General features: G+C 55.2%; 23 protein-coding genes. 9 read left to right on the top strand and 14 right to left on the bottom strand.

Annotation, left to right across the window (positions count from 1 at the left end):
* The first annotated feature begins 777 nt into the window (after positions 1 to 777).
* The gene (locus H6F75_RS12060; RefSeq protein ID WP_190752496.1) at positions 778 to 1,380 is read left to right on the top strand and encodes a site-2 protease family protein; all 603 of its coding nucleotides are present in this window, start codon (positions 778 to 780) and stop codon (positions 1,378 to 1,380) included.
* A gap of 83 nt (positions 1,381 to 1,463) precedes the next feature.
* Here the strand turns inward: H6F75_RS12060 and H6F75_RS12055 are convergent, their stop codons facing one another.
* From H6F75_RS12055 to H6F75_RS12035, 5 genes are all read right to left on the bottom strand, one after another.
* Positions 1,464 to 1,700, bottom strand: coding sequence for a hypothetical protein (locus tag H6F75_RS12055; RefSeq protein ID WP_190752494.1), 237 nt, complete (start codon positions 1,698 to 1,700; stop codon positions 1,464 to 1,466).
* A gap of 16 nt (positions 1,701 to 1,716) precedes the next feature.
* Positions 1,717 to 1,884 carry a DUF4383 domain-containing protein gene (locus H6F75_RS12050; RefSeq protein ID WP_190752492.1) on the bottom strand — a complete coding sequence of 56 codons (168 nt, stop codon included), beginning with the start codon at positions 1,882 to 1,884 and terminating at the stop codon, positions 1,717 to 1,719.
* Positions 1,885 to 2,033: 149 nt separating this feature from the next.
* Positions 2,034 to 2,543 carry a DUF2243 domain-containing protein gene (locus H6F75_RS12045; RefSeq protein ID WP_190752490.1) on the bottom strand — a complete coding sequence of 170 codons (510 nt, stop codon included), beginning with the start codon at positions 2,541 to 2,543 and terminating at the stop codon, positions 2,034 to 2,036.
* A 286-nt stretch (positions 2,544 to 2,829) separates the two neighbouring features.
* On the bottom strand, positions 2,830 to 3,387 hold the full coding sequence (locus H6F75_RS12040; RefSeq protein ID WP_190752488.1) for a hypothetical protein: 558 nt from the start codon (positions 3,385 to 3,387) through the stop codon (positions 2,830 to 2,832).
* A 706-nt stretch (positions 3,388 to 4,093) separates the two neighbouring features.
* Entirely contained in the window at positions 4,094 to 4,546 is a 453-nt protein-coding gene (locus H6F75_RS12035) for a DUF4383 domain-containing protein (protein ID WP_190519001.1), read from the bottom strand.
* Positions 4,547 to 4,864: 318 nt separating this feature from the next.
* Here H6F75_RS12035 and arfB point away from each other — a divergent pair, with 318 nt between their 5' ends.
* From arfB to lspA, 3 genes are all read left to right on the top strand, one after another.
* On the top strand, positions 4,865 to 5,278 hold the full coding sequence (arfB, locus tag H6F75_RS12030) for an alternative ribosome rescue aminoacyl-tRNA hydrolase ArfB (protein ID WP_190752486.1): 414 nt from the start codon (positions 4,865 to 4,867) through the stop codon (positions 5,276 to 5,278).
* Positions 5,279 to 5,397: 119 nt separating this feature from the next.
* Positions 5,398 to 5,997, top strand: a complete 600-nt coding sequence (locus H6F75_RS12025; protein ID WP_190752484.1) for a biotin transporter BioY — start codon at positions 5,398 to 5,400, stop codon at positions 5,995 to 5,997.
* Positions 5,998 to 6,001: 4 nt separating this feature from the next.
* Positions 6,002 to 6,481 carry a signal peptidase II gene (gene lspA / locus H6F75_RS12020; RefSeq protein ID WP_190518671.1) on the top strand — a complete coding sequence of 160 codons (480 nt, stop codon included), beginning with the start codon at positions 6,002 to 6,004 and terminating at the stop codon, positions 6,479 to 6,481.
* Between the two features lie 84 nt (positions 6,482 to 6,565).
* On the opposite strand, the gene H6F75_RS12015 is transcribed toward lspA, so the two are convergent.
* The 5 genes from H6F75_RS12015 to glgA form a co-directional block, all read right to left on the bottom strand.
* Positions 6,566 to 9,097, bottom strand: coding sequence for a glycogen/starch/alpha-glucan phosphorylase (locus H6F75_RS12015; protein WP_190752481.1), 2,532 nt, complete (start codon positions 9,095 to 9,097; stop codon positions 6,566 to 6,568).
* A 1,029-nt stretch (positions 9,098 to 10,126) separates the two neighbouring features.
* Complete coding sequence (gene upp, locus H6F75_RS12010; RefSeq protein WP_190752479.1) at positions 10,127 to 10,759, bottom strand: uracil phosphoribosyltransferase; 633 nt, start codon at positions 10,757 to 10,759, stop codon at positions 10,127 to 10,129.
* Between the two features lie 118 nt (positions 10,760 to 10,877).
* Positions 10,878 to 12,146 (bottom strand): URC4/urg3 family protein, encoded by a 1,269-nt coding sequence (locus H6F75_RS12005; RefSeq protein ID WP_190752477.1) that lies wholly within the window; start codon positions 12,144 to 12,146, stop codon positions 10,878 to 10,880.
* Positions 12,147 to 12,148: 2 nt separating this feature from the next.
* Positions 12,149 to 13,459: a GTP cyclohydrolase II gene (locus tag H6F75_RS12000; RefSeq protein WP_206754680.1), complete on the bottom strand. Its 1,311-nt coding sequence runs from the start codon at positions 13,457 to 13,459 to the stop codon at positions 12,149 to 12,151.
* 105 nt (positions 13,460 to 13,564) lie between these two features.
* Positions 13,565 to 15,046 carry a glycogen synthase GlgA gene (gene glgA, locus H6F75_RS11995; protein WP_190752475.1) on the bottom strand — a complete coding sequence of 494 codons (1,482 nt, stop codon included), beginning with the start codon at positions 15,044 to 15,046 and terminating at the stop codon, positions 13,565 to 13,567.
* A gap of 119 nt (positions 15,047 to 15,165) precedes the next feature.
* Here glgA and H6F75_RS11990 point away from each other — a divergent pair, with 119 nt between their 5' ends.
* A complete protein-coding gene (locus tag H6F75_RS11990; protein WP_190752584.1) occupies positions 15,166 to 15,741 on the top strand; it encodes a Uma2 family endonuclease in 576 nt (191 codons plus the stop codon).
* Between the two features lie 11 nt (positions 15,742 to 15,752).
* Here H6F75_RS11990 and trxA read toward each other — a convergent pair whose 3' ends face one another.
* Positions 15,753 to 16,076 (bottom strand): thioredoxin, encoded by a 324-nt coding sequence (gene trxA, locus H6F75_RS11985; protein ID WP_190752473.1) that lies wholly within the window; start codon positions 16,074 to 16,076, stop codon positions 15,753 to 15,755.
* Positions 16,077 to 16,476: 400 nt separating this feature from the next.
* Between trxA and H6F75_RS11980 the strand changes: the two genes are divergently transcribed.
* Positions 16,477 to 16,806 (top strand): RNA-binding protein, encoded by a 330-nt coding sequence (locus H6F75_RS11980; protein WP_073606395.1) that lies wholly within the window; start codon positions 16,477 to 16,479, stop codon positions 16,804 to 16,806.
* A 171-nt stretch (positions 16,807 to 16,977) separates the two neighbouring features.
* Here the strand turns inward: H6F75_RS11980 and H6F75_RS11975 are convergent, their stop codons facing one another.
* The 3 genes from H6F75_RS11975 to H6F75_RS11965 form a co-directional block, all read right to left on the bottom strand.
* Positions 16,978 to 18,162, bottom strand: coding sequence for an NAD(P)H-quinone oxidoreductase subunit H (locus H6F75_RS11975; protein WP_190752471.1), 1,185 nt, complete (start codon positions 18,160 to 18,162; stop codon positions 16,978 to 16,980).
* Between the two features lie 133 nt (positions 18,163 to 18,295).
* Positions 18,296 to 19,159, bottom strand: coding sequence for an AraC family transcriptional regulator (locus H6F75_RS29015; protein WP_190752469.1), 864 nt, complete (start codon positions 19,157 to 19,159; stop codon positions 18,296 to 18,298).
* A 138-nt stretch (positions 19,160 to 19,297) separates the two neighbouring features.
* Entirely contained in the window at positions 19,298 to 20,365 is a 1,068-nt protein-coding gene (locus H6F75_RS11965) for an adenosine deaminase (RefSeq protein WP_190752467.1), read from the bottom strand.
* A gap of 332 nt (positions 20,366 to 20,697) precedes the next feature.
* Here H6F75_RS11965 and H6F75_RS11960 point away from each other — a divergent pair, with 332 nt between their 5' ends.
* From H6F75_RS11960 to H6F75_RS11950, 3 genes are all read left to right on the top strand, one after another.
* Entirely contained in the window at positions 20,698 to 22,032 is a 1,335-nt protein-coding gene (locus H6F75_RS11960; protein ID WP_190752465.1) for an adenylosuccinate synthase, read from the top strand.
* 48 nt (positions 22,033 to 22,080) lie between these two features.
* On the top strand, positions 22,081 to 22,677 hold the full coding sequence (locus H6F75_RS11955; RefSeq protein ID WP_190752463.1) for a 50S ribosomal protein L25/general stress protein Ctc: 597 nt from the start codon (positions 22,081 to 22,083) through the stop codon (positions 22,675 to 22,677).
* A 90-nt stretch (positions 22,678 to 22,767) separates the two neighbouring features.
* Positions 22,768 to 24,303 carry a bifunctional aminoglycoside phosphotransferase/ATP-binding protein gene (locus tag H6F75_RS11950; RefSeq protein WP_190752461.1) on the top strand — a complete coding sequence of 512 codons (1,536 nt, stop codon included), beginning with the start codon at positions 22,768 to 22,770 and terminating at the stop codon, positions 24,301 to 24,303.
* The last annotated feature ends 27 nt before the right edge of the window (positions 24,304 to 24,330 follow it).

The raw sequence follows: 24,330 nt of genomic DNA, 5'->3' as shown, positions 1-24,330 counted from the left end.
ATCCGGGGGTAAGGGATACAAAGCAAAGAGAATTTAAGCTTGCAAGTTCATTTGAATAGGGCTGTATAAGCATTGGCTAACGCACAGCCTTTCCCAAAACTCATAAACTACTGGGGAAAAGCTAATGAGTTTTGGGCAACGTTCCCGTCGCCCTATGATCATTGACAAAACTAGAAGCAGTTCGAGCCGAATGGCAAAAAGACGTGATGGAGTAGCTGCCCCGCGCCACAGAGCAGCATCACAATCTCTCTCGGTTAGCTCCTTCGTGAAACATTCCAAAATTCGTTCAGCACAATGCTGGACAATTACTACTCAGCTCGTCACGGCCTTCCGTGGGGTTAAGCCAGAACGGCTAAGTGCGCGCGTAGGCAACGACTTAACCCACACGCCTTCCGTCTTGAATCGGGGTTTATGCGATCGGATTTGGTATAAAGTCAGCAGATCATAAAGGGTTCGAGCAAGCGTTCAATCGATAGAAAAGAGGTAGAGTCAGGCTAGAACAAATGGAATGAATAACCGCGACGACTCGCCCTTCTTCAATTGTGCACTGTACTAGGTTGGCAGAACTCAATCGAATCGTAAAGTCTGCCCAGACATCCGTAGTTCTTCATTTAACAACTGAATAAGCCGCGATTAGCCGAAGACTATGCTTCGCAAACGCACAGCAATATTGATCCGTAAGTCCACTCAGGTATCTGTCTTTGACAGCAGCTTAGGATGGAAGTTCGGTCTGCGGCTTCAAACAACAATAAAGTTTGACTAGGAATTTATCTGATCATGATGGTTGAGTATTTGCTAACCGATCCGGTATATTTCTTCAGATTCACGGTTATTATCATTCTTTCGATTACGCTGCACGAACTCGGTCACGGATTTGCGGCTATCCATCAGGGCGACGACACCCCTATTCGAACCGGGCATATGACCCCCAATCCAGTGGTGCATATGGGCTGGCTTTCGCTTATTTTCCTGTGCTTAGTGGGCATGGCTTGGGGAGAAATGCCAATAAACCCCAATCGTTTTCGCAGCCGCAAGTGGGGAGAGATTTTGGTAGCTGCGGCAGGTCCGGGGACTAATTTTGCGATCGCGGTTGTCTGTATTTTTGTCATCCATTTAATAAAAGCCTCCAGCGCCATGAGCTTCCTGAGCCTAGAATTTTTCTGGCTAGCTGCCTATATCAATATCGGCCTAGGTTTCTTCAATCTTCTGCCAATTCCACCTCTAGATGGTTTTCACATTTTCAGCGAGCTAATCCCTGACTTAAAACCGCTAGGCCAAAGCCAAATAGGCTATGCCCTGCTGATGATTTTGTTTATCACAGGTGCCTCCGGCCTAATTTGGAGCGCAGCTGAAGCAACAGTCACAATTTGGAGCCGCTAGCGCGAGCGCAGTTATATAAAACGATGCCCTAACTACTGTGGTTAGGGCACCGGCTAAATTCACAACTTTCCCTCTCGGTGTCGTCAGCTCAGAAATTCCAGACCTCCGGCGGCGAGAACGCCTGCGATCGCAGCCGTGGCCATTGAGGTTATCGCTGTGCCAAACAGCCACCAAGCGGCGGTGGCCGCCGTTTTGCGAACCTCTTCCATCTGCTCTTTGGCTTCGTGCTTGAGGACATTAATCCGCTTTTCAGCTTCTTCTTGGAGCCGCTGAGCCTGATGCAGGGCGGTGTCGCGGGCGGATTTGATCTGGTCGATCACGCGGTTGACCTGCTCCTCAAAGATATCGGTGCGAGTGCTGAAGGCCCAGCAGGTAGCCGTAGCCTGCCTCTACAGCCAGGGCCGGGGCAACCTCTGGAGCGGCCACAAATGTAGGCACAAAGCCAAGCAGGCCAACCAGCACATAGACAATGCCGCTGATTAAGGCAAAAAGACGAACGCTCATAGTGACTCCTTTCTCAACAGAACAAGACAGGATCGGTAAGTGTTAAGGAGACCTGCGATCGCCCTCACCTAGAGCCGTGGTAGGGGACGAAACGGCGATCGCACTGAATTGGTCCGCTCAACCAGCAGCAGGGCTGCTAGGAAAAATGGCTAACCATCAACTTGGTTACGCGTCATGAGAAAACCTAATCCGATCAAGACAAAGCCAATTAGAAAAAAGGCCGCGTCATAAACTAAATAATTAGGTCCTGGCCGGATGTGGTGGAGCCCCAGCAGAGCGTGAAAAAAGACACTGTCGAAGAGCTGAAATCCACCCCACCCGATCAAAATCCAGCCCACAAAAGCTGAGGTGGTGAGAGGCACAATGGGGGCCTGCTGCACACTGCGCCACAGCACAGCTAGACCAACCACGATGACCAGCCACATACCGGCACTCAAAACTCCATCCCACACCACGTTGCGCTGCAAGCCTACCAGAGTATTGCTTGGCACCCGACCCGAGACCAGGTGGTGCCACTGCAACAGCATGTGCAAAACGATGGCGTCGATAAAGCCGCCTAGACCAAACCCGATCAAAAACCCGGCTATCTTAAATGACCTAACGTTGATCGGAAAAGCATTGGACTCTTTTGCCGTACCTGAAGAGGGAGAGTCAATCATGGCAAATAGTAGTGTCGCTAGCTTGCAAAACAGTCCTGTTGATACCCAAACACGCGCCTGCTGCGATCGCGGCTTTAGCCTCAGTCACGACTTGTCGAGGAAGGCTAAAACCGCATAAAAAGGCTTTGTTTAGGTCGCTGCTCTCAGTCTAGAAATGGGGATCTAGGACATCCTCATTAAAAAGGAATAGATCGACATTTAGGCGATCGCTCGACTCATCAAAAAGCCTCTGATTAGCCCCGACGCAATCGTTCTTTCTCCTTAGAATCAGCTACTTAGAACTGACCTAAGACTGCGGCATAGGATGGACATCCCAGGTTTGAACGCTGTGGCCAGCTAAAACCGACTCCGCCTGGTTCACTTCCTCCTGACTGCCATCGACAATCACCAAAAAATCGCCGCCAATTAAGCGATCGCTAAAGGCCCCCGCCTGGTCGTCTGGAACGCCCAGGGAACGCAACCCATCTTTGAGGTTTGACGTCGCCAAGGCCCCTGCCCCTTGTCCAGCAGCTAACGTAGCCAAAGCCGCACCAACGGAGCCTGCCGCTATCACCGCGCCCGCCCCAGGAATCATTGCCAAACCGGTCAGGCCGCCTAGCAAACCACCCCAAAATCCTCCTGCTAGAGCATTTTGCGGCAGTCGTTTAGAATCGTTGATGTCTTGCCCTTCAACCTCAGAGCCTGTCTTAGCGCCCCCCGCCACTACATCGTCTGCCAATTGCTTGGCCAAAATTGAGATCTGGCCCATCGGAAAGTCGGATGATTGTAAGGCTCGAATAGCTTGCTCGGCCTGCTCCTCCTTAGGAAAAAAACCGATGCCTCTGTGGGTATATTGCTCTGTCATGGTGTCTCCTAGTCAGCCCCGTTTAAGGCTGTTACAGTAATGCTTTTATCCATGCTTTACCTTTCCAGAGCAATCCTCAACGGTCAAAGGTCGTAACCTAATTTTTGACGCCATAAAAAAGCGCAGTTAATCCCTTCTAACTGCGCGGCTTCTCACGACTAAGCTTTATGATTCATGACAACTTCACGTGAGAAAGACTTAGATTTTTTGAGCCCCTTGTCAGCCAAATCGCCCAGCTGTAGTGGCAATCAAAAAGGCTGCGTAGGTGAGGGTATAACCTAGAGTAAAGTGGGCTACACCGACTAACTAACCCTGGACAATCGACATGGCAATGGGTTTGTCTTTCCAACGCACTAGGTTGGCCAACTAGTCTTCTACACCGTTTACAGAGACGTTCTATCTTGGCTACGAAGCTTAGACAGAGATCGCCGTCTTGTTCATGACAATGCTATCAGCCCTGTGTAGAGATTAGGGCTAAGCTGCACCGGCGTGTTGGCAGCGGCAGGCTCATGTTGTTAGCAATGAGGTCATAAAGCTAGCCAGAATTTCTCGCAATGCTGAAACCCTACCTAAATATCGTGGGGATCGTCGGTTCGAGTTCAATTACGTCCATCTTCTAAAAATGCTTGAGCAAGCTAACCTTGCTTAACCAAACAGAACCTAAGAGCGGTGGGCTTAGAAGGCCAAGCCTACCACTCCTAGATCATTAAACGCTGAGGCTGGTTTCTTTGTCGGGTGCAACAAACCCAAAATAGCCCGCTATCAACGCTGTAACGGCGTTGAACCAAACGTTGTTGCCAAAAATCGGCATCAAGCCAAACGTGGTATGAGCCACGGGTACCAAACCCATAATGGCAATCAACAGATAAGAAATTGCAAAGAACCGATTAAACAAACGGGCACCACCTACCGTGGTAGAAGCTGAGATCCCAAAGATGCCCACCGCTAGGTGAACTAGGTTATGCATTAAGTTGATCGGGAAAAGGCCAAAAAGATAGCCAAAACCCTGTACATAGGTATCTCCCATATCAATTGGAAGAGGGGCAGCGCTGGCCATGTCCGGTGAGGGAAGCGTTACAAGCGCTGGAACAAACCCAGCCAAACCCAAAACCGTAAATAAAATGCCTAAAACTAGTGCACAGTTGCGTTCTCTCATCATTAAGCTCCTTTGGTTGACTTTGTCGCTCTTAACCAAGAGTGTTCCGCCAAATACTTATTCAAGATTCTGCTGGGCCAGACTAAGGGCCGAGCCCTATGCTTGATCAGAATAGTTTTGGGTGGAACACTCCAAAACGCCCGCCCTACAAGAAGAAAGCACCCGCGAGCAACGTTCTGACTTCAAAGTAAATAAACCCGTCGAGCAGGTAATCAACCAGAATGTAGAGATGCCACACGGCATGAAGTCGTTACCTGACAAGGCTTTATGCTGCATCCTGGCTCAATCTGGCTATGGTGTAGATAGCGTCCTCAATTTTTCATGCTGCAAATTACCAACCGCACTGCCATTCCGCTGAGCGAGATTGAGCTGAGCGCCGTCCGCTCTCAGGGGGCGGGGGGCCAAAACGTCAACAAAGTTGCCACTGCCATTCACCTGCGGTTTGACATCAATGCATCTTCTCTATCGCCCCTCTACAAAGAACGTCTGCTCAACCTCAACGACAGCCGCATCACCAAAGAGGGAATTGTCATCATTAAAGCCCAGCAGCATCGCACCCAAGAGCAAAACAGAGAAGATGCCCTCGATCGCCTCAAGGGTTTAGTTCAAAGCGTTACTGTTACGCCTAAAAAGCGCAAACACACCAAACCCTCAAAAACTGCCAAGAGAAAGCGCCTCGACAGCAAAGCCAAGCGCGGTCAGATCAAATCTCTGCGGGGTAATGTGCGCGACTGAGATGCCTTTGTCGCTGCCTAATAGCGGGCAAAAATCTTTCTGTGAACCCGTGCCCAGTCTGACAAACCCTGCTAATGTGAATGTCTAAATTCTGCCGCCAACGGGTGAAGACATCGCCAGTGCTAGCACCATTCGAACTACTGTGGGCTCTGATTGGGTTGGTTCTCACCATTGTGGCCACCTGGATGGAAGCTTTTACCCTCAACGCTCCCTGGACTTGGGGTCAGTCTGGTATGGCGCTGCTGTCGCTGGGGGTGAGCTTTCAGGTGGGGGCCGTGCTGCTGACCGGCTGCGTGGGAGGCAAAAACGCGGCGGCGCTGTCGCAGGTTGCTTACCTAGTGCTGGGGCTAGCGCTGTTTCGGGTGTTTGAGTTTCCGGTATTTACCCAAGGGGGCGGGCTGAGCTACGTGCGTGAGCCGGGCTTTGGCTATCTAATTGGCTTTGTGCCCGCTGGATGGGTGTGCGGCTACCTGGCCTTTCAAAACCCGCCCAAGCTAGAGACCTTGGCACTGAGCTGCCTCAGCGGGTTGGGCATCATCCACGGACTGGGCATTATTTACCTGACTCTCGCCTCCCTGCTAGGCTGGTTGCAGACCGTATCGGCCTCCTACTGGGAGCTGCTGCTGGGATATTCTATTTTGCCAATGCCGGGCCATCTGGTGATAGTGTGTGCGGTGGCAGTGCTGTCGCTGGTGCTGCGACAGCTGTTGTTTTACTAGGCCCATGAGAGTGCGCAATCGTTGGTTTTGGATCGCCGCTGGGGTTGGGCTAGCCCTCGATCAGCTGACTAAGTTTTGGGTAGCTCAAACCTTTGAACTCACTACTCCACCCGACTCATTGCCGATTTGGCCGGGAGTATTCTACTTTACCTATGTAACCAACAGCGGGGCCGCCTTCAGCCTGTTTAGCAACAACGGTGAGTGGCTGAAGTGGCTGTCGCTGGCGGTAAGCTTGGGCCTCATCGCCTTGGGTTTAAAAGCACGATTGCCCAACCGCTGGGAGCAGGTGGGCTACGGGCTAATTCTCAGTGGAGCGTTGGGCAATGGCATCGATCGCCTCCTGTCTGGCGAAGTCATTGACTTCTTAGACTTTCGGCTAATTCGTTTCCCAATTTTTAACGTAGCCGACGTGTGCATCAACATCGGCATCGTCTGTCTGCTAGTGGCGGCCCTGAAGGAACCGCCGAAGCGAGGAGAGGGGTAAATGGGTAGGGGGTGGATGGGTGGATGAGTGCTTCCGCCGATGCATTCACTCCCCACCCATCCACCCGCCCACTCATCCACCCGCCTACTCCCCAGCCACCGGCACCGCCTTCACCTTCCAGATCTCGCGGGCGTAGTCGGCGATCGTGCGGTCTGCCGAAAACTTGCCGATGCGAGCGGTGTTGAGAATGGCCATACGCACCCAGCGATCGCGATCTTCATAGGTGCGGCTGACATGCTCTTGACACTGCACGTAGGCGGCAAAGTCAGCCATCACCATATAGGGATCCTCGACCAGCAGCGAGTCGAGAATGGGCAAGAATAGATCGGGCTCACCGGGCGAAAATAGCCCTGAGGCGATCACATCCAGGGTGCGCTTCAGCTCGGGGTTGGTGTCGTAGTAGTACCAGGGGTTGTGACCCACGGCCTTACAGGCCGCGACCTGCTCAGTGGTCAGACCAAACAGGAAGAAGTTGTCAGCTCCCACCTCTTCGCGGATTTCCACGTTAGCGCCATCGAGGGTGCCAATGGTAAGCGCGCCGTTGAGGGCAAACTTCATGTTGCCGGTGCCCGAGGCCTCCATGCCAGCAGTCGAGATCTGCTCTGACAGGTCAGAGGCTGGGAACAGTCGCTGGGCCTGGGAGACGTTGTAGTTGGGCAAAAACACCACCTTCAGCCGCCCAGCCACAATGGGGTCGTTGTTGACCACATCGGCGACAGCGTTGATCAGCTTGACTACCAGCTTGGCCATGGCGTAGCCGGGGGCTGCCTTGCCGCCAAAGATCACCGTGCGCGGCACGACGTGATCCCCAGGGTTTTGCACCATACGGTTGTAGAGGGTGATCACATGCAGCACGTTCATCAGCTGCCGCTTGTACTCGTGGATGCGTTTGATTTGCACATCAAACATGGAGTCGGGGTTGACCTCTATACCTACAGCGTCGTGGATGTAGCGGGATAGAGCCCACTTATTTTCCTGCTTAATGGCCTGCCAGGCATGGCGGAACACATCGTTGTCGACATAGGCCTCAAGCTGCTTGAGATCGTCGAGGTTGGTGATCCAGCTGTCGCCAATAGTCTCAGAAATTAGCTGGGCCAGGCGGGGGTTGCACTGCAACAGCCAGCGGCGGGGGGTAATGCCATTGGTCTTGTTGCTAAACTTGTCGGGCCACAGCTCATAGAAATCTTGCAGCACTTCTTGCTTGAGCAGCTCGGTGTGCAGGGCGGCTACTCCATTGATGGCGTGGCTGCCAACACAGGCTAGGTTGGCCATCCGCACCCGGCGCTCGGGGCCTTCTTCGATCAGCGAGAGGCGCTCGAGGCGCTCGGGATCGTTGGGGTAGCGCAGCTTGACCTGAGCCAAGAAGCGGTGGTTGATTTCGTAGATGATTTCGAGGTGACGGGGCAGTAGCTTGCCAAACAAGTCTACCGACCACTTCTCCAGCGCTTCGGGCATGAGGGTGTGGTTGGTGTAGCCAAAGGTGCGCTGGGTGATTTTCCAAGCGGCGGCCCACTCAAAGCTGTATTCGTCGATCAGCAGACGCATGAGCTCGGCGACGCCAATGGCCGGGTGGGTATCGTTGAGCTGAATGGCGGCAAACTCGGCCAAATTCTCTAAGCTGCTGTGATCGCGCAGGTGCAGACGAATAATGTCTTGCAGCGAGCAGGCGACGAAGAAGTACTGCTGTTGCAGACGCAGCTCTTTGCCCTGGCGGGTCTCGTCATTGGGGTAGAGCACCTTGGTGATGTTCTCGGAGATCATCTTGTTGGCCACCGCCCCAAAATAGTCGCCAGCGTTGAAGGCATCTAGGTCAAAGGCTTCGCCGGCCTCGGCCTTCCAGAGGCGCAACAGGTTGACGTTCTCGGTGCCATAGCCCGGCACTGGCACATCGTGGGGGATGCCAATCACGGTTTGAGCCTGGATCCACCGCACCTGGTAGTCGTCGTCACCGTCTTTCTTATAGACCTCGGTGTGACCGCCAAATTTGATCTCAACCCGGTAGTCGGGGCGGGCAATTTCCCAAGGGTTGCCGTAGCTGAGCCACTTGTCGGGCGCTTCAACCTGGTGGCCCTGGCGAATTAGTTGGGTAAAGATGCCAAACTCGTAGCGAATGCCGTAGCCGATCGCAGGCAGGTTGAGGGTGGTGAGCGAGTCCATGAAGCAGGCGGCCAAACGACCCAACCCGCCGTTGCCCAGGCCCGGCTCGGCCTCACGCTCGAGCAGTTCGTCTAGGTCTAGCCCACAGTCGGCTAGGGCGTGACGCATAGTGTCGTACATGCCCAGGTTGATCAGACCGTTGCCGAGCTGGCGGCCCATGAGGAATTCTGCCGACAGATAGTATACGTTTTTGGTCTTCGCTTCGGCGTAGGTCTTGGCCGTGCGAATGCGTTTTTTCAGCAGCTGATTGCGCACGCTGTGGGCCAGTGCTGTGTAGTAGTCGTGGGCATTAGCAAACTGTTCATCTTTGCCCTGTACCCAGTGCAAGTTGTTGACCAACGCCTGCTGAATTTGGCTCACCTGCGCTTCAGCATCGAGCGCAACATCTGCCGAGTCTACCGACAGTGGCACCTCTGTCGTTGTGCTTGATTCGGGCAGACGAATAGATTGCTTAGCCATAAGAACCCTTAATACTGTAGTAATCACACAAGAATTCGCTGGCAGCCCGGAGGCTCGAAGCAGATGCCGCAATGGTCACAGATTGCCTTTTGAGGCGATCGCATTACCCAAGACAAATTATCTAGGGCAACTCACCATTCACGTTGACAACTTAGGTCTCAATGACTTGAGACGTTTATACCAACAAACTCAGCTATGGATCGATTCCCTCGCCAACCGTGAGTCCAAGGCCTGTCTTTAGCCCGATCCTCTAGCGAGATTGACCTCATTTTAACTGGCTGCGAATAAAACTCTGTGGTCTCGCCAACCGGGAAAACCACTGAACGAAAGAAAAAAGCCTATTTAACCCCTTAGGGGAATCCCTAGTTGGCCACCAAACCCACTTCAAGAAATCCTGACAAGCGCTCAAATGCCAATAACCAGAGCAGTTGTAGAGTCCTTAAAAAAATATTAAGGGCAATATTATGAGCCAGTAGTTTAGAAGTATTAAGTTAAGTGAATTAGTGCGTCGAAGAACAGATTTTATCGCCGCTAAAGCCTGAAACCCTTGCGCTGAAAGCCTTTGGCGTGTAACAAAATCATCATGAACAATTCTAAATAGTGCCAAAAGCTGCTTTACATAGCTTTACGTGGCACCTTGCCGCTCCTAAGTAAAGTGCTCAGGTGATGAAGCAATCTACTCTCAATTATCTTAATCAATTTATTGACTGAGTAAAGTCTAGATTAAAAAAGTCCACCAAGTTGCATCGCGATCTATAGATAATAAATGCTGATTTCCTTAAGACGATAGCTATTTAGAAACCGACTGACAATCGCCTTGCTTTATGAAGCTAGTGTGAGCCGCTATTTGGATTGAATGCTGTAGCTAGGCCAGTCGAATGAGAAAGTTTAGCCCAGCTCAACTTTTACCAGGTGCTTAAGCTATGGTTCTGATAAGGACGTCAACCGCTCTAGGGCGATCGCTTAGTTAAACATTTAAACGTTAGGAACAAAGCTGATCAAACGTAAATTTCGGTGTTTGGCTGGCTGCTACTTGGTGCCAAATAGGCGATCGCCCGCATCCCCCAAGCCTGGCAAAATGTAGCCGCGCTCGTCCAGTTTTTCATCTACGGCGGCGGCATAGAGGGGCACATCGGGGTGCTCACGGTGAAAGTGGGCAATGCCTTCTGGTGCAGCGAGCAAGCAGAGGAAGCGGAGCGATCGCGGCTGAGCCTGTTTGAGCGGGTACAGGGCTGCCACCGCCGTATTGCCCGTGGCGATCATGGGGTCGACGACGAGAACGTCGCGATCGCTTAAATCCTCCGGCACCTTAAAGAAGTATTCGATCACCCGTAGGGTTTGCGGATCGCGGTAAAGGCCAATGTGTCCCACCCGCGCCGAGGGCATGAGTTCCAAAATGCCGTCGAGAATGCCCTGCCCAGCTCGCATGATCGAAACCACAACCAGCTTTTTCTCTGGAGCCAACACAGGGGCCTCCATCGTGGCCATTGGCGTTTGAATGGTTTCTAACTTGAGGGGCAGGTCGCGCGTCACTTCATAGGCCATCAGCAGACTGATTTCCTTGAGCAGCGTGCGAAACTTTGCCGTGCTGGTCTCGGCGCGCCGCATCAGGGTGAGCTTGTGCTGAACCAGGGGATGGTCGATGAGGTGGAGGTCGGGCATTTTTGAGAAGTAGGGGAGATGGGGAGATGGGGAGGGTGAGGGAGATGAGGGGGCGAGGGGAATGGAATCGTGGACTTTTCATCCTTTACTCCTCATCTCCCCATCGTTCTTATCTTTTTTAAAAAACAGTGCCGTCGCTGGCGAGATGGATCGGTGGGGCACCGTCGGGGCGCTTCTCAGCAGCGATTTGGCGGCCAGCTGTCCAGGTGCCGCCTTGGAGAATTTTGGCCAGGGGCAGGGCTGTGGCATCCACCCCTAAGGTTTGGCGGAGGTAGGCAGCGAGGTCGTCGAGCAGACAGAGGGTGAGGGCGCGCCATTCAACAATCAGGGGCGAATCGGGGGCATGGGCGGTTTCAGCCGCAGTGGGATCCTTCAGGCTTAGCACGCCGCAGTCTATGAACAGACCACCGTTGCGGTATTCAGCTAAGCCGGTGAGCTGATCGAGATCGGTGATGGTGAGGCCCAGGTCTTGCAGCGGTTCCAGCAGCGAATAGGTAAGCCACTGGGAGAGCTTGTGGAAGGGGACAAGGTTGCTGCCGGGGCCTGTGTTAGGCAGTTGGGGATGAGACCACACGTCGCCCAGATTAGTACCGGCAAGCTCTATGCGTCCCGGCCAGATTGGTCCCAGGCCCAGGAGGATGGTTTGCAGGATGGTCGTTGCAGATAGCTGACCCTGGGAGGCGGTTTGTAGCCAGTAATCCACCAGGTTGCCAGGTCGGGGAAGGATGGCCCCAAACAATTGAGGCTGTTGGTGCAGAGTATGGCCGAGTTTTTGCAGCAGTGCCACTCGTCCTTCGAGTCCTAGCAGGAAATTGTTGTCGTTGACCTGGAGGGCTTGAGCCAAGCGATCGGCAGTGAGTTGCGTGAGCCCATGGCCATCTGCTTGCCAGGGATGATTCGGTTGGCTGGAGAAAAGACCCGAAGTGAAGCTGTGGAAACTGGCGATCGCCAATCCCTCTGACCTGGTAAACCCCAGCCCCGTTCCCGGCTCCACGTACCGCCATCGACTCCCTGCCCCGGCATCCAGCAGCACACTGGTAATTACCAAATCTACCTTCAGCCTTGCCTGCTCTAAGGGATCCAACGCCGATAGATTAGGCTCTAGAAGGTCTAAGCGCGATCGCCCCTCCACCTCAAAGTGTCGCCAGCGGGAGTGGAACGGAATGTCGCCGCCGGGATACTGCTGCCCCATTACGTCGAGCACGTAGGCGGCAGTAGCGGGCATGGCTTCAGGATGATAGCGAAGGTGCTGGAGCTGATCGCTCTCAGCTAGCTGGAAGAGGGCACGAGCGCGATCGCGAATTGCCTGCGGACTTTGCAGATAAGCGATCGCTGTTTCTGCCGTAGGGTGGGCACCGCCTACCATTCCATCGCTGCCTACTACCATCCCTACTCCAAACCCCGTCCCTTCACTCGGGCCAGATCTTCCTCAGTAGGAGTGACCTTATCGGTGTAATAGCCTGCTGCCTTCTTCGCCTCAATCTCTACCCGCGCATCGGGGGGCACCAGATCGTCGGGGATCGGCACCCGCTCGACAATCTCAATGCCCGATCGCACCAGGGCGTTGTACTTCATGTCGCTCATCGACACGAAGCGATCGATGCGGGTCACCCCCAGCCAGTGCAGCACATCGGGCATCAGCTCTTGAAAGCGCACATCCTGCACTCCGGCCACGCACTCGGTGCGGGCAAAGTAGGCATCGGCGCGATCGCCCCCTTCCTGCCGCTTGCGGGCGTTATACACCAAAAATTTGGTGACTTCCCCCAGGGCGCGCCCTTCCTTACGGAAGTAGATGATCAACCCCGCGCCCCCCTGTTGGGCCGTAGCAATACATTCTTCCAGGCCGTGCACCAGGTAGGGGCGACAGGTGCAAATGTCAGAGCCAAACACGTCGGAGCCGTTGCACTCGTCGTGGACGCGCACTGCTAGAGGGCGAGCCGGGTCCGTAATCGCGTCGGGGTCACCCACGATATACACCGTGATGCCGCCGATGGGGGGCAAAAACACCTTCACATCAAACCGCGTCACCAGCTCAGGAAACATGCCGCCAGTCTGCTCAAACAGGGCATAGCGCAGATCCTCTTCGCTCACCCCTAGGCGTTGGGCCACTCCCGGCAGATACCACACTGGCTCCACCGCCGCCTTGGTCACCACCAGGTCACCACCGGGCTTAACGATTTCGCCGTCTTCTTTGATTCGCCCCTGGCGCACTGCCTCTAGCAGCTCCGGCATTTGAATGTGGGCCCGGGTGACGGCGATCGTAGGGCGAATATCGATGCCTTCAGCAATCTGGGACTCATATAGGTTGCCTACTAATGCCCCAAAGGGGTCAAGGGAGACGATTTTTTCAGGGTCAGCCCAGCTGGGATGGGGGCCAATGGCGATCGCAGGGGAGGTATTGGTAAAGTCAGGCCTATGATCCGGATCCAATACCCCGCTGGCCACCGCCAGAGCACGGTACACGGCATAGGAGCCGGAGTGAGTACCAATGGCGTTGCGGTGGTTGGGATCGGTAACCGTCGCCACAATCGCCCCGCGCTGGAAGGGATCACCGTGCCCCCACTGCACCGGGATACCCTTAAGTCCCGACCGATTGGAATGAGAGGTGAGCACTATATGACGGCGCTTGGGCAAGGTTCCCGCCTCGGACAGATCGGGCTGAGCCAGATTTCCCGCCACCGAACCGTTACCGTCGCTCATAGGTGCCTCGTGGAACAGAAACCACTAATCTGCCACACTTTCCCCTCTATAAACCGCTCACAAGTGACAGACAACAGGGCCGTCTGTCCCGTAGGGCTCCCCGCTCTATTTTGGCAGCGGAGATTTGGGTAGAGGCGCGTCCACCACCGCTGGCTGCTCTTGGAGAGAGGGCGTAGCCGGAGCTAACTCAGGCTTAGACAGCTGGTCTTTAAAGTCGAGCCCCAGCATGTCGCTATAGAGTCTGACATAGTCGATCGCCGATTTGTCCCAGCTGAAGTCTTGCTCCATGGCCCGCCGCTGTAGCGCTCGCCAGGCATCCTTAAAGCGGTAGCCTTCCCAGGCGCGAATCAGGCAGGTAAACAGGTCAAGCGGCTCGTAGCGGTCAAAGGTGTAGCCAGTGCCCGCGTGGTGTTCGGGGTCGTGGTGCTGTACCGTGTCCACCAGGCCACCTGTGCGCCGTACCACCGGGATGCAGCCGTAGCGCATGGCAATCATTTGGCTAATGCCGCAGGGCTCAAACCGCGACGGCATCAGAAACGCGTCGGCTCCAGCATAGATGCGGCGACCCAGACCTTCGCTGTAGAGCAGGTAGGTGGCCATGCGACCCCGGTAGCGACTGGCCATCTGCCAAAGCTGAGTTTCGTAGTAGCGATCGCCCGTACCCAGCAAAATAAACTGCGCGTCGGTGTAAGAGAGGAATCGATCCAAAATTTGCAGAATCAGGTCCAGCCCCTTCTGCTCCACCAGACGGCCCACTAGGCCCACCAAAAAGGCCTTGGAGTTCACCTCTAGACCCAACTCTTCTTGAATCGCCACCTTATTGGCACGACGATTCTCCAAGCTGTCGGGAGTAAAGTTTTTAACGATATATCGATCGGTGGCGGGGTCGTAGGACTCATCGTCAATGCCATTGAGAATGCCGCTCAGCTTGCCGCTGATGAACGACAGCAGCCCCTCCAGCTCTTCGCCATAATCAGGGGTTTTAATCTGCTGGGCGTAGGTGGGCGACACCGTGTTGACGCGATCGGCCGCCTGCACCGCCGCTGCCATGGTGTTGTGCCCCTGCATATACCACGGGCACCAGGTAATGCGCTCTAGCTCCCACCGCCACGGCCCCTGGTAAGCCAAATTGTGGATGGTAAACACCGTGCCAATGTCGGGCGACTGCTGCATCCACACTGGAATCATGCCCGTGTGCCAGTCGTGGCAGTGAATAATCTGGGGCTTCCAGTAGTTCCAGGCAAACTCAGCCGCACCGTTGGCAAAGAAGGTAAACCGCCAGGCCTCATCGTCGCCCCCATAGACCTTGCGGGGATCAAAGGCGGGATGACCAAACAGATACACCGGCACGTCAGACTCAGGCAGGGTGGTCTCGTACACTGCGAAGTCGTTAAACATGGCGGTGCCTTTCCACACCGGCTCTTCGGGGATATCGACCTTGTCGGGCAAAAAGCCGTAGTAGGGCATGAAGATGCGCACGTCGTGCCCCATCTTGCGCAGCACTTTGGGCAGGGAACCCACGACATCACCCATACCGCCGACCTTAGCCAGGGGTGCCGCTTCCGCTGCTACAAAAAGAATTTCCATATCGCCCGCCCTGCTGTTGGATCAATCGGTTGTCCCTAGTCTACGGGGGTGTGGGCGTTATGCCTAGATCTTTGGCCCCTGGCAATCCTCCATAATGAGATATGCGCTCAGCCCTGCCGATGACTGCCCTCACCCTCGATCTCAGCTCGGTGATTCGTCTTACCCACGAGCAGTTTGAGCAACTGGCTCTGGCCAACCGCGAACTGCGCCTAGAATTGACTGCTGCCGGAGAACTGGTGCTCATGCCCCCCACAGGAGGAAACACAGGCCGCCGCAACAGCGACCTGACTACAGACGTTACCCTCTGGAACCGTCGCAGCAGGTTGGGGGTAGTCTTTGATTCATCCACTACCTTTCGCCTGCCCAACGGGGCAGAGCGTTCCCCTGATGTGGCTTGGGTCAGCTTAGCCCGCTGGAATGCGCTCACCCCAGCAGAGCAAGACTCGTTTCCGCCCTTGTGTCCTGACTTTGTAATTGAGCTGCGCTCTAAGAGCGATCGCCTCCAGCCGCTTCAGGACAAGCTGGCAGAATACTTGACCAACGGCTGCCGTCTGGGCTGGCTAATCAACATTCAGGATCGTCAGGTTGAAATTTATCGCCCTGGCATGGATCGAGAAATTCTCAATGCGCCTCAGACCCTCTCTGGGGAAATGGTGCTGCCAGAACTAACAGTGGCGATCTCAGAGCTTTGGTAGGGGCAAACGCCCTAGCTCAGGTACTTACTCAGGGTTTCACTATATTCGTCATACTTTTTTGCCCCCACCAGGGTCTCTGCTACGTCTCCCTGCTGAAAGAACATCACGGCAGGAATGCTGCGAATGCCGTAGCGCTTAGCCACTGCCTGATTGGCATCCAGATCGAGCTTGAGGACTTTGACGCGATCGCCGTATTCATCAGCCAGCTGATCCATCAGCGGGGCCACTAGCTTGCAGGGGCCACACCAGGCCGCGGTGCAATCAACTACAAATAACGACTCTGCACTTAAAAGCGCATTAAACTCGGTTTCGTTTTCAATGTATGCAGCAGGCATAAGTAAAATCCAGTTAAAGGCCCATTCTCCCACGGGGATGGTTCAGGAAACCGGTCGTCACCCACTGCCCTTTCCCTTTGAAGGGGTTAGCAATGCGGTTAAAAACCGATCTGGAGCAAGAATTTGTTTAGCGTCAGGGCCGTCGAGGCATACAAAACTTTACAAGCAAAACGCTAGATATACGGTTGCGCGGTGTTTGTCGCTCCATAACTAGTTTTTATCTAGCGATTTGACCTTCTAGGGTTCCACCAGCTTTTCAAACGTGCTAGGGTGTCTCCAGAGATATAGAGATCGGTTAGCAGCATTTGTTTCTAGTACTAACGAGTTTTTCCGTTTTTCCATTGACAGACTTCTCTCCGAAATTTTGCTCTGCACATCCTTTAATTTTTGGAGACAAGATATGTCAATCTACGTAGGCAACCTGTCCTATGACGCTACCAGCGAAGACCTTACCTCTGTATTTGCAGAGTATGGGTCTGTGAAGCGGGTACAACTTCCCACCGATCGTGAAACCGGGCGTATGCGCGGCTTCGCCTTCGTTGAGATGTCTGCTGATTCTGAAGAGAACGCCGCCATTGAAGCCCTAGACGGTGCTGAGTGGATGGGCCGTGACCTCAAAGTCAACAAAGCCAAGCCCCGTGAAGATCGCGGTGGCGGCGGTGGTAACTTTGGTGGCGGCGGCGGTGGTCGTCGTGGCGGTGGCGACAGCTTCTCCCGCGGCGGTTACTAAACCTCTACGCCTAGATTTGATCGTAAAGACCAAACCTAGCTAAACAGTAAACAGGGTTCAGGCAGAGATGTCTGAACCCTGTTTGCTATCTGCAAACCATCAACTGTTTGGGGATGGTGCTGAGCCAAATTGGCAGGGTTGTTGTATATCGCCACGCCAAGCACTAGCGCTCTACCGATCCACTGACCCCATGACCACGTCAATGCTGCCGAGAATAACGAAAATATCGGCCACCTTTTGGCCCTTGAGCAGGTAGGGCAGCAGCTGCAAATTGTTGAAGTCGGCAGGGCGAATCTTCCACCGCCACGGCATGGGAGTCTCGTTACCGATCAGAAAAATGCCCAGTTCACCTCGCCCTGACTCGACCCGCACATAGTGCTCCCCAGCCGGAATTTTGAAGGTGGGGGCAATTTTTTTGGCGATGAACTGGTAATCGAAGCCATCCCACGGCGACTTTGGCCCTTCGGCTAGGCGCTTGGTCTCAAGGGTTTCCCAGGGGCCGCCTGGTAGCCCATCGAGAGCCTGCTGAATAATCTTGAGCGACTGGCGCATTTCATCTAGACGCACCCGGTAGCGGGCCAGGCAGTCGCCCTCGGTCTGCCAGGCTACCTGCCAGTTAAAGTCGTCATAGCACTCGTAATGATCGACCTTGCGCAGATCCCACTGAACGCCGGAGGCTCGCAGCATGGGGCCAGAGCAGCCCCAGCCTATAGCCTCATCGCGGGTGACGACGCCTAGCCCTTCGCAGCGGCGGCGAAACACTGGATTGTCGGTGACCAAGCGCTCATACTCATCGAGCTTAGGGGCTAGGTAGTCTACAAAGTCCCGGCATTTCTCTGTCCAGCCGTAGGGCAGGTCGGCAGCCACGCCCCCCACGCGAAAGTAGTTGTGGTTGACCATGCGGTAGCCGCTTACCGCCTCAAACAAATCGAGAATGGGTTCTCGATCGCGCAGCGCATAGAAAAACAGCGTCTGCGCCCCCATATCCATCACAAAGGGGCCGATCCACAGCAGGTGATTGACCAGGCGGGTCAGCTCCAGCAAAATCACGCGAATGTAGCTAGCCCGCTTGGGCACCTCAATATCCGCTAGCCTTTCTACCGCATTGACGGTGACGGCCTCGTTGAATAAGCCACCGTAGTAGTCCCATCGGCTCGTGTAGGGGATGAACATGGTGGAGGTACGGCTCTCGGCAATTTTCTCCATGCCTCGGTGCAGGTAGCCAATCACGGGTTCACAGTCGATCACATCTTCGCCATCGAGGGTGACCATAATTCGAAAGCAGCCGTGCATGGAGGGATGGTGAGGGCCGAAATTGACCACCATCGGCTCGGTTCGGGTTTCAAGCAGCACCATGGGCGTTTCTCCAGTCAGAGCGCATGGTTTTAGTATCGCGAAGGCGATCGCGCTCTGTCTTGCAAGTTCTTCCGGTCCTTTGCACAAACCTCCGATCGCCTGATTCTAGGCTGGAACTCGCAACAGAGCAGCCCTAGGAACGGGTTGCCTGTCGCCACTGGCCGGGGGTCGTCCCCACCAGCCGCTTAAAGTGACGGTTGAGGTGGCTCTGGTGGGCAAAGCCCACTCGATAGGCAATATCGGCAATGGCAAGGTCGGGCTGAGCTAGCAGCGTCTTGGCCCGCTCAACCCGACAGCGAATGACATACTGGTGGGGCGCGACTCCAGTGGATAGCTTAAATAGCTGAGCAAAGTAGTGAGCGCTCATACTCACTAGGGTAGACAGGGTCTCTAGACTCAAGTCGGCCTCTAAGTGACTGTGAATGTAGTCCACTACCCGCTGGAGCTGTGGCCTAGCCAGGCCATCGCCATAGGTTTTGAGCTGTGGCCTGCGGGTGGCATAGGTTTGCAGCAGATGCACGGCCAGAGTGGTGGTGAGCGTTTCGGCATAGAGACGCTCACCACCACCCTGGAGCACCCGTCTGAGGGCTAGCCCTAACTGCAATACCAAGAGGTCTTGGGTAGCAAAGTGAGGCATAAGCTCAAAGGTGGTGTCGTCGGCTGCTTCGTCGAGCGATCGCCCTAGGGCAGCAGGCTCAAAGACTAGGTTCATAAATTCGCCGGGGGCATTCCAGCGCGATCGCTGCCCCACCCCGGCAGGCAGAACCAAAATGTCACCGGGATGCACCCGCTCTACCTGAAACCGGCCATCGATCGAGCGCTCCGCCAAGGCCGGTTCTGATCCAGGAAACTGAGTAAATAGCACAACGCCGTGCCAGGGTGTAGACACCTCCTCCTCGATCGCTCCAGGAGGTTCCCAGCGACAGTCTACGTGAGCACCATGCCAGCAAAAGCCTTGGGTAGATAACAGCGGCGGGGCCGTAAAAAGGTTATCCACCTGGCTAGCCGTAGATAAAAGTCGAGGTGGCATACCCTAGCCCCGCTGCTTAAACGGTGTTGCGAATCTGTTGCCCCAGCTCCAGCATTGCCAAAGATGCGACCAAAACCGATGCAACCTTAGTTTAGAACAGGCCCGTTAAGACAGCGAAGCCCTCTCGGCCAACTCCCTAGTGGGTAGGGGGCTCGCGGGTGGTACTTGCAGCATGTCGGTTAGCAGCGTGGAGGGGGGCTGGCTGTGGGGCCAGGCAAAGGCGTGGCGAAAGGCCGCTTCCTGACAGGCTTGCAGCTCCTCAAAGCCAATCACGTCGTGGGTGAGCAGGTTCTCGTACTCAAAGGGCAGGCGCACGTTGTGCAGCCCAGCGTTGTCGGTGCAGATAGCGATATCGACTCCGGCCTCAAAGCAGCGATCGAACACGGTTTTGAGCTGGCTAATCTCGCTTAGGGTGCCGGTCTTGAGGTAAGTGGTGGGGCACACCTCCAGGCACTGCCCCCGCGCTGCCACCTCCGGCAGCAGCTCAGGGTGCCGCAGCGGGATTTGAATGCCGTGGCCAATGCGCATCAAGTAGGGCAGCAGCTTGGGGTGGTCACCGTCGACGGTTTCGTAGAGGTGGCCAGTGGTTTTGAGGCCTAGATCCTGGGCGCGCTGGTAGAGCTGGGTAAACTCGTCAAGGCGATCGCCGTACTTGGCATCACCGCCCGCCACATCCACCGCACACACATACTCGGGATATTGACCCGCCAGTTCCACAATCGCCTGGTTCACCTCATGGGGCAGCCGCGAGTGCATGCAGAGAATCTGCTTCGTCACAATGGGATACTCAGGCTGCTGGCTGGCTCGCCCGACAATTTCCACAATCTCGGCCATCGCGTCAATGCGCTGGTTCTGGGACAAATGCTCAGGGGTGCGCAGGTAAGGGGTATAGCGCAGCTCTAAGTAAGCCAGATTTTCGAAAATGTAGGCACCCCGAATCAAGCGATAGATGAAGTAGGGCAAGGCCTCGTAGGTTTGCACACTCTCGACGAGGGTATGCAGCTCTAGATACTCCGCCAGAGTATTACGGGGCCGGGTGTAAAACTGCTCAAACGCTGGGTAATCAGCAAACTGGCCCGACAGATCGGGGCGATTGCGCTCAAAATAGCGCCACAGCACTCGGGGTACGACAGAACCGCCCAAATGGCGGTGTAGTTCAGCATATAGACTCACGGCATCCTCCGCCTTAATGAAGCTTTTGTGGTGAAGCTTTTATCGATGGGCTAGGCCCGCAATGGCCCTTCCGAGCCGACTTAACCCCTGAAGAGGGGCTAAGCCAATTACCATCGCGAGTCTTTAGGAAATCTAAAGAAATGTAAACTGAATATCCTCTTGTTCTATCGCATATTTCACTCATTGGGTATAAGGTTAAACACATTTAATTTGCTAGGGGTTTGGGCTCTAGGTAGAATTGCCCCTCGGCAGAGCCAGCGAAATTTGATTGACACAATTACATTTACCTAGTGATAATGGGAATTTGTGTGAACTTTAGAGCCTGAATTCCCTTGGCAAACGTTGTAGTAATTGGGGCCCAGTGGGGCGACGAAGGTAAGGGCAAAATTACCGATTTGCTGAGTCGTTCGGCAGACGTAGTTGTGCGCTACCAGGGTGGAGTCAACGCCGGTCACACCGTCGTTGTTAAAGATCAAACCTTTAAGCTGCACCTGATCCCCTCCGGCATTCTCTACCCCGATACTGAGTGCGTCATTGGCAGCGGCACCGTTATCGACCCCAAGGCTCTCATCGGCGAACTCGACAAACTCGTCGAGCTAGGAATTTCCACTAAAAACCTCTTCATTTCCAACGCGGCCCACGTCACCATGCCCTATCACCGCCTGATCGATCAGGCGTCGGAGGAGCGCCGGGGCAACCATAAGATCGGCACCACCAAGCGCGGCATTGGCCCTACCTATGCTGATAAGTCTGAGCGCATTGGCATCCGCATCATTGACCTGATGGACTACGCCCGCCTCCGCAAGCAGCTGGAGTGGACGATTCAGTACAAAAACGGCATTCTCGAAAAGTTGTACGATCTTGCCCCCCTCGATCCGGCGGCGGTGATTGACGAATACACTGAGTATGCCGAACGGCTGCGGCCCCACATCATTGATAGTTCCTTACATGTCTACCAGGCCATTCGGCAGCGCAAGAACGTGCTGTTTGAAGGGGCTCAAGGCACTCTACTCGACCTCGACCACGGCACCTATCCCTACGTTACCTCCTCTAACCCTGTAGCCGGGGGGGCTTGCATTGGTACCGGCATTGGCCCTACGGTGATCGACCGGGTGATTGGGGTAGCTAAGGCCTACACCACTCGCGTTGGGGAAGGCCCCTTCCCCACCGAGCTGACCGGTGACATGGGTGAGCTGCTCTGCGATCGCGGTGCCGAGTTTGGCACCACCACCGGTCGTCGCCGCCGCTGCGGCTGGTTTGATGCCGTGATTGGTCGTTACGCAGTGCGCATCAACGGCCTCGACTGCCTCGCTGTCACCAAGCTCGATGTGCTCGACGATGTGGATGAGATTGAGGTGTGCGTGGCCTACGAACTAGACGGTGAGCGCTGCGAAGAGCTGCCGGCCAGTGCTGAGGCCTTTGGCCGCTGCAAGCCCATCTACAAAACCATGCCCGGCTGGAAACAGCCCACCGATCACTGCCGATCGCTGAGTGACCTGCCCAAAGCTGCCCTAGACTATCTCAAGTTTTTGGCGGAGTTGATGGAGGTGCCGATTGCGATCGTGTCGCTGGGGGCCAGCCGCGACCAGACTATCATCGTAGAGGACCCCATCCACGGGCCGAAGCGGGCGCTGCTCTATGAGAATGGTGAGTCCCAGGTAGCCTAGGGCTTGGCAGTTTGTTTTTTTAATCTATTTCTAACGGGGGGATTTTCCATGGAACTGACTATTGAGTGCAAATCGCGCGATGCCAAGGCTAAGCCTAACGCCCTGCGCCGCGAAGGGCTGCTGCCGGTGGTTCTTTACGGTCATCAGGGCACCGAGTCGGTGTCGCTGACCGTCAACCAAAAAGATGCTGACCTGCTGCTGCGCAAGGCTGCCGTCAACAACACCATGATTGACCTCAAAATTCCAGATATGCCCTGGAATGGCAAGGCTCTGCTGCGGGAAGTTCAGGCTCATCCCTGGAAGAAAGTCGTGTATCACCTCAGCTTCTTTGCCGTTAAGGCCCAGGATTTTGTGGAAGTGGGCGTAGCGCTTAACTTTGTGGGAGAGCCCACAGGTGTGAAAGACGAGGGCGGTGTGCTCAACACTGAGATCAACGAAGTTACGGTCAAGTGCAAGGCGATCGACATCCCCGAGGTAATTGAGGTGGATGTATCTGGGCTAGCTGTGGGTGACTCACTCACCGTAGCTGACCTAGTGCTCCCCGAGGGCGCTGTGGTCGCTGGCGACCAAACTCAAACCATTGCTACAGTGCTCCAGGGCCGCATGGCTGACGGCGAAACTGAGGACGAAGCGGCGGCAGAATAGGCTTGCTAATACGGCAGGTTTTAATCCCTAGGGGCTAGGAAACAGATTCCTGGCCCCTTTGTAGCGTTAGGCAGTTTTTGCAGGTAGAGTATGGCCGATTTTGCACTTCCCGAGTTGATTCAGCAGATGTGTCAACCGGAGTTTTATCCCCACCCGGTAGTTGAGCCCATTCGGCTGCTGCAAACCCACGTGTCCTATGTGCTGCTGACTGGCGACTATGCCTACAAAGTGAAAAAGCCGGTGAACTTTGGCTTCTTAGACTATTCCACCCTAGAGAAGCGGCAGCACTTTTGTGCAGAGGAACTGCGGCTTAACCAGCGGGGAGCCGGGGCGCTGTACCTAGAGGTGGTCGCTCTGGGCCAGACCGGAGATGCCTATCACCTGGGCAACGGCACGACCGTAGAGTATGCCGTCAAAATGGTGCAGTTTCCGCAGGATACGCTGCTTAGTGCCCTTTATGAGCGCGGCGAACTCACCCCATCCCTGATGGTAGAGCTAGCGGCGGCGGTGGCCGACTTTCACCTGGGAGCCGAAACCAATGACCACATTCGCACCTTTGGCGCGGTGGAACAGATTCGCCAGGCCTTTGACGAAAACTACGAGCAGACCACTGGCTTTGTCGGCGGCCCCCAAACCCAGGCTCAGTTTGATGAGACCAAGGCCTACACCGACTCTTTCTTCGCGGCCCACGGCGATTTGTTTAAACGGCGGGTTGAACAAAACTGGATTCGCGCCTGCCACGGTGACCTGCACCTTAACAATCTGTGTCGCTGGCAAGAGCAACTCTATCTCTTTGACTGCATCGAGTTTAACGAGCCCTTTCGCTACGTCGATGTGATGTATGACGTCGGCTTTGTGGTGATGGATCTGCTGTCTAAGAACTGCGCCGATCTAGCTACGGTGTTTTTGAATCACTACGTGGAGCGCACCGGCGATTGGGAAGGGGTGCAGCTGCTGCCCCTGTACATCAGCCGCCAGGCTTACGTGCGGGCCAAGGTGACCTCATTTTTGCTCGGCGATCCGTCCGTGGATGAAGCGACTAAGCGGCAGGCGGCTGAGACGGCAGCTGGGTACTACCGGTTGGCTTGGTCGGTGTGTCAGCCCCGCAGCGGGGCAGTCTACCTAATGGCCGGGCTGTCCGGCTCAGGTAAGTCCACCACCGCTCGGCAGTTGGCCAATCACATCAATGCCATTCACTTGCGCAGCGACGCGGTGCGCAAGCACCTGGCCGGGGTGCCCTTAGACCAGCGGGGCGACGACAGCCTCTACACCCCAGCCATGACGGAGAAAACCTACGATCGCCTCCTCACCTTAGGCATTGCCCTAGCCCAGGCAGGCTACCCAGTAATTCTCGATGCCAAGTACGATCGCCAGGCCCTGCGCCAGACTGCGATTGAGACCATTCAGCGGGCGGAGCTGCCGGTGAGCATTCTGCACTGCACGGCTCCCCCTGAGGTCTTGGCGCAGCGGGTGCGCGATCGCACGGGGGACATTGCTGACGCCACCGTAGCGGTGCTTCAGCGCCAGCACATGGAGCCCTTTACCACAGTTGAGCAGCCGCTGGTGCGGGCGATCGACACCACCCAAGCGGTGCCCCAGCAATTAGCCGCTATAGTAGGGGCATAGGCGCTTTCCTAGCCTCACTAGCGCCCC

Origin of the sequence: Nodosilinea sp. FACHB-131 (genome assembly GCF_014695395.1) — a bacterium.
Lineage (GTDB): Bacteria > Cyanobacteriota > Cyanobacteriia > Phormidesmidales > Phormidesmidaceae > Nodosilinea.
Note: the sequence above shows the minus strand (reverse complement) of the source record. Positions and strands in the feature narration are given on the sequence as shown.

Coding starts and splice junctions, on each gene's coding strand:
- H6F75_RS12060 (WP_190752496.1), top strand. CDS start 778: ATGATGGTTGAGTATTTGCTAACCGATCCGGTATATTTCTTCAGATTC.
- H6F75_RS12050 (WP_190752492.1), bottom strand. CDS start 1,884: ATGAGCGTTCGTCTTTTTGCCTTAATCAGCGGCATTGTCTATGTGCTG.
- H6F75_RS12045 (WP_190752490.1), bottom strand. CDS start 2,543: ATGATTGACTCTCCCTCTTCAGGTACGGCAAAAGAGTCCAATGCTTTT.
- H6F75_RS12040 (WP_190752488.1), bottom strand. CDS start 3,387: ATGACAGAGCAATATACCCACAGAGGCATCGGTTTTTTTCCTAAGGAG.
- H6F75_RS12035 (WP_190519001.1), bottom strand. CDS start 4,546: ATGATGAGAGAACGCAACTGTGCACTAGTTTTAGGCATTTTATTTACG.
- arfB (WP_190752486.1), top strand. CDS start 4,865: ATGCTGCAAATTACCAACCGCACTGCCATTCCGCTGAGCGAGATTGAG.
- lspA (WP_190518671.1), top strand. CDS start 6,002: ATGAGAGTGCGCAATCGTTGGTTTTGGATCGCCGCTGGGGTTGGGCTA.
- H6F75_RS12015 (WP_190752481.1), bottom strand. CDS start 9,097: ATGGCTAAGCAATCTATTCGTCTGCCCGAATCAAGCACAACGACAGAG.
- upp (WP_190752479.1), bottom strand. CDS start 10,759: ATGCCCGACCTCCACCTCATCGACCATCCCCTGGTTCAGCACAAGCTC.
- H6F75_RS12005 (WP_190752477.1), bottom strand. CDS start 12,146: ATGGTAGTAGGCAGCGATGGAATGGTAGGCGGTGCCCACCCTACGGCA.
- H6F75_RS12000 (WP_206754680.1), bottom strand. CDS start 13,459: ATGAGCGACGGTAACGGTTCGGTGGCGGGAAATCTGGCTCAGCCCGAT.
- glgA (WP_190752475.1), bottom strand. CDS start 15,046: ATGGAAATTCTTTTTGTAGCAGCGGAAGCGGCACCCCTGGCTAAGGTC.
- H6F75_RS11990 (WP_190752584.1), top strand. CDS start 15,166: ATGACTGCCCTCACCCTCGATCTCAGCTCGGTGATTCGTCTTACCCAC.
- trxA (WP_190752473.1), bottom strand. CDS start 16,076: ATGCCTGCTGCATACATTGAAAACGAAACCGAGTTTAATGCGCTTTTA.
- H6F75_RS11980 (WP_073606395.1), top strand. CDS start 16,477: ATGTCAATCTACGTAGGCAACCTGTCCTATGACGCTACCAGCGAAGAC.
- H6F75_RS11975 (WP_190752471.1), bottom strand. CDS start 18,162: ATGGTGCTGCTTGAAACCCGAACCGAGCCGATGGTGGTCAATTTCGGC.
- H6F75_RS11955 (WP_190752463.1), top strand. CDS start 22,081: ATGGAACTGACTATTGAGTGCAAATCGCGCGATGCCAAGGCTAAGCCT.
- H6F75_RS11950 (WP_190752461.1), top strand. CDS start 22,768: ATGGCCGATTTTGCACTTCCCGAGTTGATTCAGCAGATGTGTCAACCG.